This is a genomic window from Micromonospora sp. DT62 (genome assembly GCF_049847285.1).
Lineage (GTDB): Bacteria > Actinomycetota > Actinomycetes > Mycobacteriales > Micromonosporaceae > Micromonospora > Micromonospora reichwaldensis.
In genome coordinates, this window is the sequence record NZ_JBNCOB010000007.1 from 239,982 (window position 1) to 254,894 (window position 14,913).

A 14,913-nucleotide genomic window follows, 5' to 3' on the forward strand; every position below is an offset into this window, starting at 1 on the left:
CTCGCGCACCAGGACGGGAACGCGTCACCACTGTCGACACACCGTCGCCTTGCCGCCCGTCACCAGGCTGGCCGGCGGAACGTCCTCGGCCACGACCGCGCCGGCGGCGACGACGGCGTCACGGCCGATGCTGACGCCGGGGAGGATCGTGGCACCGGCGCCGATCCACACGTTCTCCGCCACGTCGATGGGTCCTCCGCTGAGCCAGCCCCGTCGCTCCTCCGGATCGACCGGGTGGCCGACGGTGATGAAGGTGGCCTTCGGTCCGACCATCACTCCCGCACCGAGCCGGATGCCCGCGTAGTCCAGGAACGTGCAGTTCTGGTTGATGAACACGCGCTCCGCGAGGTCCAGGCGGAGGCCGTGGTCGGTGTAGAAGGGTGGATAGATCGTGACCCTCTTCGGCAGCGGCCTGCCGAGGATCTGTTCGAACAGCTTCGCCTTGCCCGCCTCGTCCTCGAAGGGCAGGACGTTCAGGCGGGAGGTGAGCTCGGTGACCCGCAGGACCCGCTCGGCCATGGCCTGGAACTCGGGGCTGTGGATGCGCATCAGATGGTCGCTGGACACGCCACGATCCTTCCTGGTCCGGCCACGACCGGGCACGACCGGCGTGGGGCATGGGGCACCGCCCGACGGTTCCGCACGGCCGCCCACGAGCCGCCCGCCCCGGCAGGTTAGCGTCGGAGGCGTGACCACCGGATCCCCACGCGTGCTCCCGGCCGACAGCGGCATCGCCGAGGCGGCCTCCGTCCTGCGTACCGGCGGGCTGGTGGCCTTTCCCACCGAGACCGTCTACGGGCTCGGCGCGAACGCGCTGGACGCCCGGGCGGCGGCCCGGATCTTCGAGGCGAAGGCGCGACCCAGCTTCGACCCGCTGATCACGCACCTGGCGGACGCGGCCGAGCTGGAGAAGCTGGTCGGGCCGGTGCCGGCGGCGGTGACGGCGTTGGCCGAGCGCTTCTGGCCCGGACCGCTCACGCTGATCGTGGACCGGCCGGCGGCGATTCCGCCGATCGTCACCTCCGGGCTGGCGACGATGGCGGTCCGCGTGCCGGACAACGCGTACGCGCGGGCGCTCATCGCCGAGGCCGGGGTGCCGGTGGCGGCGCCGAGCGCGAACCGGTTCGGCCAGCTCAGCCCGACGCGGGCCGAGCACGTGGTGCGGGGGCTGGGCGCCGCCGTGGACGTGGTGCTGGACGGTGGGCCGGCGCGGTGCGGCATCGAGTCGACCATCGTGGACGCCCGGGGCGGGCGGCCGGTCGTGCTGCGTCTCGGCGCGCTGCCCGTCGAGGCGCTGGAGGAGGCGGCCGGCCCGGTGACCGTACGCCCGGGCAGCTCCGGGCAGCCCGTCGCGCCCGGCACGCTGGCGGCGCACTACGCCCCGCGTACGCCGCTGCGGTTGGGCGCCCGCGGCGGGCCCCCCGCGGCCCACCGGGGGCGGCGCGGCGGACGGGCCGGGCCGGGCCCGGCGGCGGGGGCCGGGGGTGCCGTGGAGGTGCTCTCCGCCGCCGGTGACCTGACGGAGGCCGCCGCGCGGCTGTTCGACGCGCTGCACGAGTTGGACGCCGCCGGGGTCGGCGAGATCCTGGTCGAGCCGGTCCCCGAGGTGGGCGTCGGCCGGGCGATCAACGACCGGCTGCGCCGCGCCGCCGCCACCTGGCACCCGACGGCCTGACGCGGGCGCGGGCAACCGGGTCGGGCGGCGCCGCCTCCCGGCGGGCGCAGGACGCCGTCCAACGTCAACTGTCGGTGCCGGCGGTTCCTTCCGGGTGCATGGGCCGGGAGGACTGGGGTAGGAGAAACAGCAACTACCCCCCTGGAAGTGAGGTGTCAGCCAATGCCGACCGCACGCGAGATCATGACGAACGACGTGACCTGCATCCGTGAGCAGGACGACCTCAAGACGGCCGCCAAGCAGATGGCCCAGCTGGGCGTCGGCTCGCTGCCGATCTGCGGGGACGACAACCGGCTCAAGGGAATGCTGACCGACCGCGACATCGTGGTGAAGGTCCTCGCCGAGGGCCGCGACCCGGGCAGCGTCACCGCCGGTGAACTCGCCCAGGGCGAGGCGGTGACGATCGGCGCCGACGACGACGCGGCGGAGATCCTGCGGACCATGAGCCAGCACAAGGTACGCCGGCTACCGGTGATCGACGGGCACGAGCTCGTCGGCATCGTGGCCGTCGCCGACGTGGCCCGCTCCCTGCCCGAGCGCCCGGTGGGCGACCTCATCGAGGCCATCTCCGAGCGCGCCTGACCGCACGTCACGACCGACCGCCGCCCTCCGGCCCCGGCCGGGAGGCGGCGATCGGCGTACGCGGGGCACCGGCGGCCGGCTGCGCGGGAGGCAGCCCCGGCGGAATCGGGTGGGCCGGCGGCTCAGTCCGGCGGGGTCAGCGGGACGGTCTCGCCGCGGGCGATGGTGCGGACGGTTCCGGCGAGGCCGCGCCGCCGGGCCTCCGCCACGAAGTGGCCCAGCGGTGAACGGAACACCGGATAGTCGTCGTAGTGGATCGGCACGGTGAGCTTCGGCCGCACCAGCTCGACCAGGTCGGCGCCCTGCCGCGCGTCCATGGTGAGCAGGATGCCGGCGACCCGGGTGCCGCCGAGGTGGATCAGCATGGCGTCGATGTCCGGGTACCGCTCGGGGATCTCGGCCAGCATCGGCCGGTTGAGCGTGTCGCCGGTGACGTAGAGGCGGAACCGGCGGCTGCCGTCGCGTTCCAGGTCGATCATCGTGCCCATCACGTCGGGCATCAGCAGGTCCAGCGCGCCCGGCCCGTGCCTTCCCGGCATCGAGGTCAGCCGCAGCGTCTCGCCGTCGCGGCGCAGCTCCCGGGAGCTCCAGGTGGGCAGCCCCTCGGCGGCCCGGAAGCCCCAGCGGCACAGCTTCCGCTCGGCGGCGGGAGTGGTGACGATGGGCAACTCCCGGTCGAGTTCCCGGCGGGCCACGCGGTCGAAGTGGTCGCCGTGCAGGTGGGAGAGGACGACCGCGTCCAGCGACGGCAGTTGGGCGATCCGTAGCGCGGGGTCGGTGCGCCGCCGCGACCAGAGCCCCTTGCCCAGGTACGCGCGTTGGCCCCGGTGCAGGAAGTTCGGGTCGGTGAGCAAAGTGAACCCGCCGATCCGCAGCACCGTGGTGGCGGTGCCGATGAACGTGACCTCGGGCTGCGTCGTCGACATGTGCACCTCCACCGGTAGCCCTACCCGTGATCGGCGGGCCCATTCCGGCCGGCGTCACGGCGTGCTGGTCGACTGCGGACGCCGGGCCCGGTCACGCCCGTTCGTCGTCCGCGCCGGACCCGGAGCCGGGCAGGCGCTCCACGAGGCGGGTGAGCGCGCCGTTCGCGAAGGTGGCGCCGAGCGCGGAGCCCGTCGCGATGGTCCAGCCGACCGGGCCGAGCGGTGTGCAGCCGAAGAAGTGGCTGACCCCCGGCGTCTGGACGACCACCACCAGCGCCCCGAGCGACGCGGCGGTGGAGGCCAGTACGGCCGGGCTGGTGCCGCCGGCCAGCACCGTCTGTCCGAGCTGGGTGCCGACCAGCGAGACCAGCGCGACGGTGCCCGCCCGCCTGCGTCGCCCGGTGTAGCGGGCCAACGTCCAGCCGGCGGTGGCGCCCAGCGTGGTGGCGGCGGCGCGCAGCCCGATCTCCCGGGTCATCGTCTCGCCCAGCGAGGTGTCCGGGCCCTCCCGGAGCAGGCCGTCGGCGTGGTCCGCGTCGGGTGGCCGGATCGCGATCGCCAACGCCGGTGCCAGGTCGGTGAGCAGGTTGACCAGGAGCAGTTGCCGGCCGGTGAGCGCCGAGCGGCCGGTCGCGGCGGCGGTCAGCACGCTGAACGCGATCTCGCCGAGGTTCCCGCCGACCAGGATGCTGAGCGCGTGGCGTACCGAGGACCACATTGCCCGGCCCTCGACCAGGGTGGCGATGATGGTCTCCAGCCGGTCGTCGGTGACCACCAGGTCGGCCGCCGCCCGGGCCGCCGGGGTGCCCCGCTGACCGAGGGCGATGCCCACGTCGGCCAGCCGGATCGCCGCGGCGTCGTTGGCGCCGTCGCCGGTCATCGCCACCGTACGTCCGCACCTCTGCAACGCCTGGATGATCCGGACCTTGTGCGCCGGGGTGCACCGGGCCACCACGTCCGTGGCGGCGAGCCGCGCGGCGAGGGCCTCGTCGTCGAGCTGGTCGAGTTCCGTCGCGGTGACCACCCGCTGGTCCTCGTGGTCGCTGATGGTGGCCGCGATCGCCTCGGCGGTCGCCGGATGGTCACCGGTGATCATGATGGTGTGCACGCCGGCCTGGCGGATCCGGCGTACGGCGGGGGCGGCGCTCTCGCGTACCCCGTCGGCGAGGGCCAGGAAGCCGACGAAGGTCAGGTCGCGCACCTGCTCGTCGGTGACTCCGGGCGAGGAGACCCGGCACTCGGCCACGGCGAGGATGCGGTGTCCCGCCCCCGCCCGGTCGGCGAGGATGCCGTGCAGCCCGCCGCGACCCTCGTCGTCGAGGGGCTCGTCGCGGCCCCCCGGCGTACGCCAGCTCGAGCACCGGGGCAGCACCGACTCCGGCGCCCCCTTCACGCTGAGCAGCAGCCGGTCGCCGGCCCGGCCGACGGTGGCGTGGTAGCCACGGGACGGCTCGAACGGCAGCCCGCCCACCGCCTCCCATCCCTGGGCGCCGGTCTGCTCGCTCACCCCGGCGGCCTGCGCGCCGGACCGGACCGCCCGGTCGGTCTGCTGGGCCAGGTCGTGGGGGTCGTCGGCGCCCGGGGTGGCGCGCAGCGCGGCCGAGAGGGTGCGCCGCAGGCCGTCGTCGAGGCGGTCGACCGGTGCGTACCGGCCGTCGTCGCCGACCCCGGCGAGCATCAGCTGCCCCTCCGTGAGGGTGCCGGTCTTGTCGAAGCAGAGCACGTCGACCCGCCCGAGCGTCTCGATGGTGCGCGGGTTGCGGACCAGCGCGCCGTGCTCCGCCAGCCGCCGTGCGGCGGCGAGCTGTGCGGCGCTGACCAGGAAAGGCAGCCCCTCCGGCACGGACGCGACGGCCAGGTTCGCGGCGGTCGCGGCGGTCTGGGCCAGGGGTACGCCCCGCAGCAGGCCCGCGCCGGCCACCGCCACCGCCGAGCCGGCGGCCAGCGGGATCGCCGCCCGGGTCAGCCGGCCCAGCCGTGCCTCCACGCCGCTCGAGGGCGGGGCCTGCCGGGCCATCGCCAGGCTCCGCCCCGCCTCGGTGCCCGCGCCCGTCGCGACCACCACCGCCGTCCCGTGGCCGGCGGCGACGCTGGTGCCCTCGTAGAGCATCGATCGCCGGTCGGCGACGGCGGCGGCGACCACCGGCTGGTCGGTCTTGCCGACCGGCAGCGACTCGCCGGTGAGCGAGGACTCGTCCATCTCCAGCCCGGCCGACTCCAGCATCCGGCAGTCGGCCGGGACGGCGTCCCCCGATTCGAGGAGGACGACGTCCCCCGGCACCAGGTCCTCGGCCGGCAGGATCCGCTCCGCGCCGTCGCGGCGTACCCGGGCGGTCACCGCCGAGCGGGACAGCAGTTCGGCCAGCGACCGCTCGGTGTTGTGCTGGTGCACCGCCCCGAGCAGCGCCGACCCGCCGACCACGCCGCCGACCAGGGCGGCGTCGACGGGCGAGCCGAAGGTGGCCGAGAGCACCGCCCCGGCGGCCAGCACCGGGGTGAGCGGGTTGGCCAGCTCGTCGACGAAGGCGCGCAGCAGCCCCGTCGGCCCCGAGGGCCGGGCGTCCCGGTCGCCCCGGCGGCGCTCGGCCTCGTCGGTGGCGAGCCCGTCCGGGCCGGTGTCGAGCTGGTCGAGCACGGTGGAGGACGGCATCAGGTGCCACGCGGTGATGGCCGGCGCCGGGGAGTCCGCCGGGCCGGGCAGCCGGTGCGCCCGCAGGACGCCGTGGGCGAAGGCCAGCGCCGCCGCCCCGTTCACGGCGGCGACGGCGCGGCCGGGCAGGTGTGCGCGCGAGGCGGTGAGCGCCGCCAGCGCGCCGAGGCCGGTGCCGGCCATGGCCAGGCCGATGTTCTGCCGGGTCATCCGGTGGGCCACCCCGGCCGCCTCGACCACCAGCGCCGCCACCCGCAGGTCGGCGCCGACCAGCAGGTGCGCGCCCCAGGGCGGCAGGTCCTCGGGGGCGGAGATCCCCAGCCCGCAGTCGGCGGCGCCGAGCGCGGCCCGGTCGCCGGAGATCACCATCACCACGGCCCCGTCGCGTTGCAGCTCCCGTACGGACTCGGCCAGCCGGTCTCGGCCGGGCAGGTGGGCGTCGGCGAAGTCGTACCGCCGCTCGTCGTCGCCGGCCACGACCAGCCGCAGGCCGGCCCGGCGGGCGGCGACCGGCAGGGCCTCGACGCCCGGCGCCGGCTCCGGCTCGACCCGCAGTACGGCGACGAGGGTGTCGCCGTCGGCCAGGCCGAGCATGGGGACGCCCGCGTCGCGCAGCCGCCGGCTGTCCGCGGTGTCGCCCGGGTCCTCGACGTCCAGCGCGTCCAGCGGCCCGAGCCGCCAGCCGTCGGCGTGCCGCAGCTCCCGGGGCGCGGCGGGATCGAAGAGGGCGAACGCGCGCGCCGCCACCCGTCCGGTGTCCGCACCGGCCAGTGGCGCCAGGTCCGCCAGCACGCCCCGGTCGGAGCCGAGCACGGCGGCGTCCAGCACCAGGGTGTCGATCCGGTCGAGTTCGCGCAGCACGCTGCGGTCCATCGCGATCACCCCGCGCCGGGCGAGGATCAGGCCGAGCTGCGCGGCATAACCCTCGCGTCCACTGCCAGGAGCCTTGGGCAGCGTGGAGAGGCCCAGCGCGGCGGCCCGCTTCGGACCCACGACCGGAATCGCGGCGGCAGCCGCCACGGCGCCCGCGTCGAGCGTCCGGGACACGTACCTCTCGACGGGGCCGTCCGGCTTCGGCCGGGGGCGCTCGCTCTTCGGCACGGAGGCGGCGGCCCGCTCCGGATGCCCGGTCAGCCGAGGCTCGGCCTGTGCCCACGCGCGGAGCTGGGCGCGGGCCTCGCCCCACTGCACGACCCGGTGCGCGCCGTCGAGAACGAGCCCGGTCCAGCTACCCGTGAGGCCCTGCACCACCGCCTCGGCGAGCGGGAACAGCAGTTCGGCCCGGGGGTCGGCGCGCAGCCCCCGGTCCGCCAGCGCGTGCAGCCTCGGGTGCAGGTCGATCGCGCCGAGCAGCCCGGCGACCTCCCCGGGCACCGGCGTGAACGGCAGGATCCGGGTGGCGGCGGAGAGGGTCAGGCCCAGGGCGTCGGAGGCCAGCGCGCCGAGGGTGCGCGGCGTGCGCGGCCCCTCCTCGGGCGGGTGCGGCGGTGGGATCTCCGGGTCCGGCTCGTGCGGACAGGTGTGTTCGGTGCGGGCGACGGTCGCGATGAGGTCCCGCAGGGCGGGCTCCGGCGTACCGACGGCGACGACCACCCGGCCGGACGGGGCGTTGACCCGCGCCCACTCCACGCCGGGCATTCGCTCCAGCGCCGCCTCGACCTGACGCGCGAGGACGTCGCCGCCGTCCTGACAGACCCCGAGCACCTCGATGTGGTGCCGCCCGGGGCGGGACCAGACCCGACGCCGGCCCAGCCCGGCCGCCCGCACCAGCCGGGCCGCGACGGCACCGACGTTCCGGGACGCCTCGCCGACGACCGGCGGCACCGTCACCGGCGGAAGGAGCCGGCCGGCGGTGCGGACCAGTGAGATCATCGAGGCGTACGACCGGACAGGCGCCGGTCAGGCCCCTCGCTGCCGCTGCTCCCGCCGTACGCCATCTCGCCTCCCACGCCCGAAGCTCCGGCGGCCTGGCTTCCCGGCTGATCGTCCGTTATGCGCTCGGAGCAGCGGAAGTTCCCCGGATGGGCCGGAAAGAGTGGGGTCACCCTTGACCTCAAGCCGGGTTGAGGTCCGAGGCTGGTCGCATGCTGATCGCACTGTTCCGCCGCGAGACGGGTCCGTCGGACCCACGGGCCCGCCTCGGCCACCGACCGCTGTGGCTGCCGGGCGCGGCGGGCCGGAGGTGACCGGAACGGCGACGCACGCCGCCCCGGTCGCCGACGAGGCCGGGCTCTTCGCGCCCCGGCTGCGCGCGATGACGGTGGGCAGCGTCGCGCTGATCTCGCTGCTCGCCTTCGAGGCGCTGGCGGTGGGCACCGCCATGCCGACCGTCGCCCGCAGCCTCGACGGGCTGGCCCTCTACGGGATCGCCTTCGGAGGTCCGTTCGCCGCCGGCGTGCTCGCCATGGTCGCCTCCGGCATCTGGTGCGACTCGCGGGGCCCCCGGGCGCCGATGTGGCACGGGCTCGGCTGGTTCGTGCTGGGACTGGTGCTCGCCGGTGGCGCCACCACCATGGGCGTCCTGGTCGCCGGCCGGATCGTGCAGGGCCTCGGCTCCGGCCTGCTCTCGGTGGCGCTCTACGTGATCGTCGGGCAGGCGTACCCGGAGGCGCTGCACCGGCGGATCTTCGCGGCGTTCGCCGCCGCGTGGGTCGTACCGTCGCTGGTCGGGCCGGCGCTGGCCGGCCTGATCGTGGAACACCTCGGGTGGCGCTGGGTCTTCCTGGCGGTGCCGGTGGTGGCGGTGCCGGCGGTGCTGCTGATCCACCCCGGCCTGCGGGCGATCGGCGCGCCCCCGGTGACCGGGTTGCCGTCCGGCGCGGCGGCCCGGATCGGCTGGGCCTGCGGGGCGGGGGTGAGCGCCGCACTGTTGCACATCGGGGGGCAGCAGCGCGGCGCTGCCGCCGTCGCGCTGGTGGCCCTGGCGCTGATGGGGCTGCTGGTCTGCGCGCCCCGGCTGCTGCCGGCCGGGTTCCTGCGCGCCGGCCGGGGCCTGCCCACGGTGATCGGGCTGCGCGGTCTCGCCTCGGCCGCGTTCGTGGGCGCGGAGGTGGTGATCCCGCTTATGCTTTCGCGGGAGCGCGGGCTGTCGCCGACCGCCGCCGGCCTGGTCCTGACCACGGGCGCGCTCGCCTGGTCGGCGGGTTCCTGGTTGCAGGGGCGGATGCCGCCGCCGCGCTCTCGGGCCACCCTGCCGAGGGCGGGGCTGACCTGCATCGCCGCCGGTACGGCCGTGGTCACGCTCGCCGTCGCGCCGGCGGTGCCGGTCTGGGTCGGCGTGCTGGGCTGGGCCGGCGCGGGTCTCGGCATGGGGCTGCTCTATCCCTCGTTGTCGGTGCTCACGCTGGAGCTGTCCGCCCCCGGCGAGCAGGGCCGCAACAGCTCCTCGCTGCAACTGGGCGACTCGCTCTTCGCGGCGACCGTGCTGGCGCTCACCGGCGCGGTGCTCGCGGCCGGTGCGGCCCCGGGACCGGCCAGCTACGCCGGCACGCTCGCGGTGGCCTCCGGGCTGGCCCTGCTGGGTGTCGTGCTAGCCGGCCGGGTGGTGCCCGGCGCGTCCGGGATCCGCGCCGGCTGACCGCCCGCCGGGTGCCCGACTCCGGCACGGGCGGCGGCGATCGGGTTCTTCGTGGTCCTGACGGCGGCCGAGCTGCTGCGGTGAGTCGAGCTGCTCGCGTGAGCCAGGCTGGTGCGGTGAGCCTTGAACAGCCGGTCACACGCGGGGGCCCGGCGCCGTCACCACCACTGTCGGGCGGCGGACGCGCGACGGCCGGAGAGGGAGGGAACCATGCGGGTGCTGGTCACCGGGGCGGGCGGTCGGCTCGGGCGGGTGGTGCTGCCCCGGCTGCGCGCCGAGGGGTGGGACGTGCGGGCGACGAGCCGGCGGGCGCGTACCGGCTCGTGGGTGGTCGCCGACCTGGCCACCGGGGAGGGGGTGGTCGAGGCGGTGGCCGGCGTGGACGCCGTACTGCACCTGGCCTCGGCACCGAACCGGGGGCGGCAGACCCACCGGGTCGACGTGCTCGGCACCCGCCGACTGGTCGTCGCCGCCGGGCAGTCGGGCGTACGGCACCTGGTCTACGTCTCGATCGTCGGGGTGGACCGGGTGCCGATTCCCTACTACCGGCACAAGCTCGCCGCCGAGCAGGTAGTGGCGGCCGGCGCGGTGCCGTGGACGGTGCTGCGGGCGACCCAGTTCCCGGAGTTCCTCGACGGGATGCTGCGCGGGGCGAGCCGCCTCGGTCCGGTGATCGGCGACCCGGCCGTACTCGCCCAGCCGGTGGATCCCGGCGAGGTCGCGGACCGCCTCGTCCGGCGGCTCACCGCCGGCCCGCTGCACGGCATCGAGGAGTACGGCGGCCCGGAGGTGCTCCGCTTCGACGACGCGGCCCGCGCGTGGACGGCCGCCCGGCGGTCCCGCCGCCCGCTGCTCCCGGTCCGGATACCCGGTGGGATCGGCCGCGCCCTGCGCTCGGGCGGCCTGGTCACCGAGGCGACCCCGAAGGGCGTCCGGACCTGGGCCGACCACCTCGCCGACACGTACGGGGGAACGGGCGCAAGATGAACGGCCTGCGCGTTCACGTCCGGCCTACCGTGACGCCATGTTCGCCATGGTCGCCACCGTCATCCTGTACGTCGCCGGTTTCGTCTTCCTCTACGGCGTGATCCGGCTCGCCATCCGCCACGCCCTGGAGGAGATGGAGGTGCGCCGGGTCCAGGCCGAGCGGGCGGAGGAACTGGCATCCGTCCGGGACCGCGCGCTGCTCCGCGAGAACGGCTTCCTCACCGGCAACTGACCGGCCCCGTCCCGGGGACGTCCCAGCCGGCCGGCCCGGGTCTTCCGTGCTGGGCGGGCCCGGTCTTCCCGTCCCGGCCGCCCCGTCCCGGCGGTCCGGGACGGGGCCGGTGCTCCGGGTGACTAGAAATCGGCGGCCACGGCCAGGTTGAACTTGTCGACGGCCGCCTTCTTCTCCTCCGGGAGCGCCTCGACGTCGATCCGGTCGGTCTCGCCTCTCCCGTCGTGGGTGTCGACACCCTTGAGGAGGTGGTCGACGATGGAGTTCGCCTCGTCGGTGGTGAAGCCTGCGTCGGTCAGGATGTGCAGCGGAAGTTCACTCATGCCGATCGCCGGTACCCGGCATCACCCGCTCCCACACGCCGTCGGGACCCGTCTCCGGATCGATAGGGGTGACCCCTGCCGGCGACGGTTCCGCTCGCTGGTGGTGTGGTGGGACGCCGGGCCCGGGCAGGTGCGAGGATCGCAGGCGTGATGGGGACGCTGAAGACCGAACCCGCCCGCAGCCGGCTCGACCTGCTCGCTCCGCCGGTCGCCGCCGCCGTCGGGCAGTGGCCCGCCGAGGCGCCGGTGGACGTCGACGACGTACTGGTGGCGCCGATCGACGCCGAGCTGGCCGACACCGCCGCCTTCTGTGCCGCGTACGAGGTGGGGCTGGACGAGTCGGCCAACTGCGTGGTGGTGGCCGGCAAGCGCGAGGGGGTCGTGCGCTACGCGGCCTGCATCGTGCTCGCCACCACCCGCGTCGACGTCAACGGGGTGGCCCGCCGCGCGCTCGACGTGCGGAAGGCGAGTTTCGCGCCGATGGCCGAGGCGGTGGAGCTGACCGGCATGGAGTACGGCGGCATCACCCCGATCGGCCTGCCGGAGCAGTGGCCGATCCTGGTCGACGCGCGGGTGATCGCCGCCCCGCACGTGATCATCGGGTCGGGCGTACGGCACAGCAAGATCGCGCTGCCCGGGCCGGCGCTCGGCGCGCTGCCCGGCGCGCGCGTGGTGGAGGGGCTGGCCAGGCCGGCGTGACCGGTGACGGACGTCGATATCGTTGCACGTGAAACATCGCAGGCGTCGATGTCCCTCACCGGCTTCGGCCCCACTGTCGCCGTGGGCGGCTCAGTCGGCTCCGGCCCCACGCCGTCGCCATGGACGGCTCAGTCGGCTTCGGCCTCGCGGCGGTCCACCTCGGCCAGGGCGGCGAGCAGCGTCTCCGGCTCCTGGGCGCCGGTGACCGCGTACCTGCCGGCCAGCACGAAGGTGGGCACGCTGGTCACCCCGATCTGCCGGGCGGTGGCCAGCTCGTCGGAGAGTTCCGCCACCCGCTCACCGGAGTCGAGGAAGCGGCGCGCCTCGGCCCCGTCCAGGCCCACCTCGGCGGCGAGCGCGGCGAGCGCGTCACGGGAGCCGACGTCGACGCCGTCGGTGAAGTGGGCGCGGTAGAGCGCGTCGACCGTCTCGGCGGCGCGTCCCCGGTCGGTGGCCCAGGCGACCAGGCGGTGCGCGTCGAAGGTGTTGGCCGCGACCGCGCGGTCGAAGTCGAGCTTCAGGCCGACCTGGGCCGCCACCTCCGTCACCTGACCGAACATCTGCCGGACGCGGTCCGGCCCGCCGAACTTCGCGGCCATCGCGTCGACCAGCGGACGCGGCTCCGGCACCGGCGACGGGTCGAGCTGGAACGGCCGGTAGCGGACGGTCACCTCGCCGTCGTACGCCTCCAGGGCCTGCTCCAGCCGACGTTTGCCGATGTAGCACCACGGGCACACGACGTCGGCGTAGATCTCGATCTCCATGTCGGGTGACAACCCTCCGTCTAGTGCGGTGTCCACTAACGTTCACCGGGTTTTCGGTGGACTGTTGTGGATCCTCGCCGTGCGGGCGAGCGACTCCCCACCGGGTGGTGGGGCGGGCCACCGCGGGCCATCTTGACCTCCGCGCCGCCGGGTGGGCGGCGGGGGTCACGCCGGGACTGGGCGGCTCCGGGGAGGTGCCGGCCGGCTCGACGGTGCGTGACCACCCCGGGCAGCGTGACCGCTGTGGGGGTGGTGGGTCCGCCGCCCGGGGTGCGGGTGGCGATGCTGGCCGCCGCGACGACATCGCGGTGGCCTGAAAACTGGCAGTGCGGGCAGGTCAGGGTCCGCCCGCGTGGCTTCGGTACGCGTTTGCGGCAACTGGGGCAGGTCGACGACGTGCCGCGTTCGTCGACGAGATGAACGGTGATGCCGGCGAGGGCAGCCTTGTCGGTGAGGATCTGCAGGAGTCGGCCGATCTGCCACTGTCGTAGCCGCAGGTTGTGCTGCTGGCCAGCCGGCAGGTTGAGGACGCCGCGGGGGTCGCCGACGTGCAACACCCCGACCCGCTGATCTACGGCCCAGCCGACGACAGTGCGGGCGGCCTCGTGTTGGGCCTGCCGAACCCGCCGCCGATGCCGACCCTCTACCCTGCGGGCCCGGGCACGATACTGGCGCCACCGCCGCGACCCCCGCTGACCCGGCTTCGGTGCCCGGCGGGCCACGGCACGATGGCGGGCTTTGGTGTCGGCCAGGTGCATGCGGTGCTCGGCGCGGATCGCCCGCCCCGACACCAACAACGCCTCCCCGCCACAGCCGGCGACGGCGTACGGGTGGATGATCCCCACGTCCACGCCCGCCACCCGGCCGGGATCCGGACCCTCACCCGACGGGTACACCGCGATCGTAACCTCGGCGGTGACGTCGAGGAACAGACGGCCGCCCTCGCACAGCAGCGTGATCGAGCGGACCTGCTCGACCGGATACGGCACCTGACGGGCCAGGCGCACCCACAACGCCGGGGTGCCCCTCGCCGTCGGGATACGCACGCGGTGGCCGTCGAGGGTAAACGTGCCGTGATACCAGCGCACCGGCACCAATCCCCGCCTGCGCCTGGGAGAACGCGCTGACAGGTCACCGGCCTTGCGGCGTTTCGCCGCCGCAAACCACGCATCGGAAAACCGCCGCAACACCGACCGCGCGCCGGTCGAGTCCAGCTCGGCGAAGGTGCCCGACCCGGAAGACGCCAACTCGCGACACAACTCCTGGTAGCCCGTCAGCGGCGCGTCCTGGCGGCGGCGCCACGCGTTGACCTCCAGCACGCACGCCCACACATCACCGGCCGAACGCAGCAGCCCGAAACACCGCCGCCGCTGCGCGGGCGTTACCCGCAGCGCGACACGAGCGGTGCGATACACCACCGCAGGCGCAGCAGGATCCCGACGACGAGGCACAAACCGAAGCCAACACCACCGGTACGACAATTTCACCACCGCCGAACCCGGCAAAGGTTCGTGGACACCGCACTAGCTGGTCTGTTCCCGGACCTGCCGCTTGAGCCGGGCCAGGATGGCGGTGCCGCCGCGCACCCGCAGCGGGCTGATCGCCTGGGCCAGTCCCATCCGCTGGTAGAGGTCGTCGGGCACGGCGAGCACCTCGTCCGCGCTCGCCCCGGCCAGCCCCTCGGCGAGGATGCCGGCGAACGCGCGCGTGGTGGGCGCCTCCGGCGGGCAGTCGAACAGCGTCTCCACCGTCTTCTCCGGGGTCACCCGGGCGCGCAGGAAGAACGCCGTCTGGCACTCCGGCACCTGCTCCATGCCCTCCCGGTCGGCGGCGCCGGCGGGCAGCGGCGGGATGACGTCGGCGTACTCCAGCAGCATCTCCAGCACCACGTCGCGGGGCGCGGCGGCGAACTCGTCGACGATCTCGGAAAGCCTGGCCGGCATGGATGACATGCCCCCGAGGCTACCGCCGAAGGAAGGGACCCTTCCTACCCCGCGGGCGGTGGTAGGGGCCCTTCCTCGCACCTCAGACGGTCGGTGCCTGCTCGCTGATGTCGCTCAGCGCCGAGTGGGGATCGAGCTGCATCGCGAGGTCACCGAGGGAGACGATGCCGACCAGCTTGCGCTCGCTGTCGCAGACCAGCACCCGCCGGATGCCCCGCTCCCGCATCAGGGCGGCCGCCTCCGCCGCGGTCGAGTGCTGCTCGATCATCACCACCTCGCGGGTGATGATGGAGCCGATCGTGGTGGTGGCCGGGTCGCTGCGCTCGGCCACCGCCCGGACGACGATGTCGCGGTCGGTGAGCATGCCGGCGAGGGTGGCGCCGTCGGTGACCACCACGTCGCCGATGTCCGCCTCCTTCATCACCCTGGCCGCCTCGTCCAGGTTGGTCTCGGCGGGCAGGTAGATGACCTGCTTCGTCATCACGTCGCTGACCCGGTAACCGGTCATGAGAGCCTCCAGAACGCATTCAGTCGATCAGACTGCGGTACCCCGTG

14 protein-coding genes are annotated in these 14,913 nt (G+C 74.9%); 6 read left to right on the forward strand and 8 right to left on the reverse strand.

Features of this window, described 5'->3' with window-relative positions:
• Positions 1–24 precede the first annotated feature (24 nt).
• Positions 25–567 (reverse strand): DapH/DapD/GlmU-related protein, encoded by a 543-nt coding sequence (locus ACPXCB_RS13705; RefSeq protein ID WP_425875354.1) that lies wholly within the window; start codon positions 565–567, stop codon positions 25–27.
• Here ACPXCB_RS13705 and ACPXCB_RS13710 point away from each other — a divergent pair.
• Both ACPXCB_RS13710 and ACPXCB_RS13715 read left to right on the forward strand, forming a co-directional pair.
• Positions 542–1,675: an L-threonylcarbamoyladenylate synthase gene (locus ACPXCB_RS13710; RefSeq protein WP_425875356.1), complete on the forward strand. Its 1,134-nt coding sequence runs from the start codon at positions 542–544 to the stop codon at positions 1,673–1,675. The genes ACPXCB_RS13705 and ACPXCB_RS13710 overlap by 26 nt on opposite strands.
• Before the next feature lie 162 nt (positions 1,676–1,837).
• The gene (locus ACPXCB_RS13715; RefSeq protein WP_425875358.1) at positions 1,838–2,257 is read left to right on the forward strand and encodes a CBS domain-containing protein; all 420 of its coding nucleotides are present in this window, start codon (positions 1,838–1,840) and stop codon (positions 2,255–2,257) included.
• 122 nt (positions 2,258–2,379) lie between these two features.
• On the opposite strand, the gene ACPXCB_RS13720 is transcribed toward ACPXCB_RS13715, so the two are convergent.
• Together ACPXCB_RS13720 and ACPXCB_RS13725 are read right to left on the reverse strand one after the other, a co-directional pair.
• The gene (locus ACPXCB_RS13720; protein WP_425875360.1) at positions 2,380–3,183 is read right to left on the reverse strand and encodes an MBL fold metallo-hydrolase; all 804 of its coding nucleotides are present in this window, start codon (positions 3,181–3,183) and stop codon (positions 2,380–2,382) included.
• 91 nt (positions 3,184–3,274) lie between these two features.
• Positions 3,275–7,705, reverse strand: a complete 4,431-nt coding sequence (locus tag ACPXCB_RS13725) for an HAD-IC family P-type ATPase (RefSeq protein ID WP_425875362.1) — start codon at positions 7,703–7,705, stop codon at positions 3,275–3,277.
• 310 nt (positions 7,706–8,015) lie between these two features.
• Here ACPXCB_RS13725 and ACPXCB_RS13730 point away from each other — a divergent pair, with 310 nt between their 5' ends.
• From ACPXCB_RS13730 to ACPXCB_RS13740, 3 genes are all read left to right on the forward strand, one after another.
• Positions 8,016–9,410, forward strand: a complete 1,395-nt coding sequence (locus ACPXCB_RS13730; protein WP_425875364.1) for an MFS transporter — start codon at positions 8,016–8,018, stop codon at positions 9,408–9,410.
• Positions 9,411–9,620: 210 nt separating this feature from the next.
• Positions 9,621–10,397, forward strand: a complete 777-nt coding sequence (locus ACPXCB_RS13735; protein ID WP_425875366.1) for an SDR family oxidoreductase — start codon at positions 9,621–9,623, stop codon at positions 10,395–10,397.
• A 37-nt stretch (positions 10,398–10,434) separates the two neighbouring features.
• Entirely contained in the window at positions 10,435–10,629 is a 195-nt protein-coding gene (locus ACPXCB_RS13740; protein WP_132235413.1) for a hypothetical protein, read from the forward strand.
• Positions 10,630–10,751: 122 nt separating this feature from the next.
• Here the strand turns inward: ACPXCB_RS13740 and ACPXCB_RS13745 are convergent, their stop codons facing one another.
• On the reverse strand, positions 10,752–10,952 hold the full coding sequence (locus tag ACPXCB_RS13745; RefSeq protein WP_358118828.1) for a hypothetical protein: 201 nt from the start codon (positions 10,950–10,952) through the stop codon (positions 10,752–10,754).
• A 150-nt stretch (positions 10,953–11,102) separates the two neighbouring features.
• On the opposite strand from ACPXCB_RS13745, the gene ACPXCB_RS13750 reads away from it, so the two are divergent.
• Positions 11,103–11,651 (forward strand): YbaK/EbsC family protein, encoded by a 549-nt coding sequence (locus ACPXCB_RS13750; RefSeq protein ID WP_425875497.1) that lies wholly within the window; start codon positions 11,103–11,105, stop codon positions 11,649–11,651.
• Positions 11,652–11,779: 128 nt separating this feature from the next.
• Here ACPXCB_RS13750 and ACPXCB_RS13755 read toward each other — a convergent pair whose 3' ends face one another.
• From ACPXCB_RS13755 to ACPXCB_RS13770, 4 genes are all read right to left on the reverse strand, one after another.
• Complete coding sequence (locus tag ACPXCB_RS13755; RefSeq protein ID WP_425875368.1) at positions 11,780–12,415, reverse strand: DsbA family oxidoreductase; 636 nt, start codon at positions 12,413–12,415, stop codon at positions 11,780–11,782.
• 35 nt (positions 12,416–12,450) lie between these two features.
• Positions 12,451–13,833: an RNA-guided endonuclease InsQ/TnpB family protein gene (locus tag ACPXCB_RS13760; RefSeq protein ID WP_425875370.1), complete on the reverse strand. Its 1,383-nt coding sequence runs from the start codon at positions 13,831–13,833 to the stop codon at positions 12,451–12,453.
• Positions 13,834–13,938: 105 nt separating this feature from the next.
• On the reverse strand, positions 13,939–14,367 hold the full coding sequence (locus ACPXCB_RS13765; RefSeq protein ID WP_311409990.1) for a SufE family protein: 429 nt from the start codon (positions 14,365–14,367) through the stop codon (positions 13,939–13,941).
• Positions 14,368–14,440: 73 nt separating this feature from the next.
• Positions 14,441–14,866, reverse strand: coding sequence for a CBS domain-containing protein (locus tag ACPXCB_RS13770; RefSeq protein ID WP_350821904.1), 426 nt, complete (start codon positions 14,864–14,866; stop codon positions 14,441–14,443).
• Positions 14,867–14,913 lie beyond the last annotated feature (47 nt).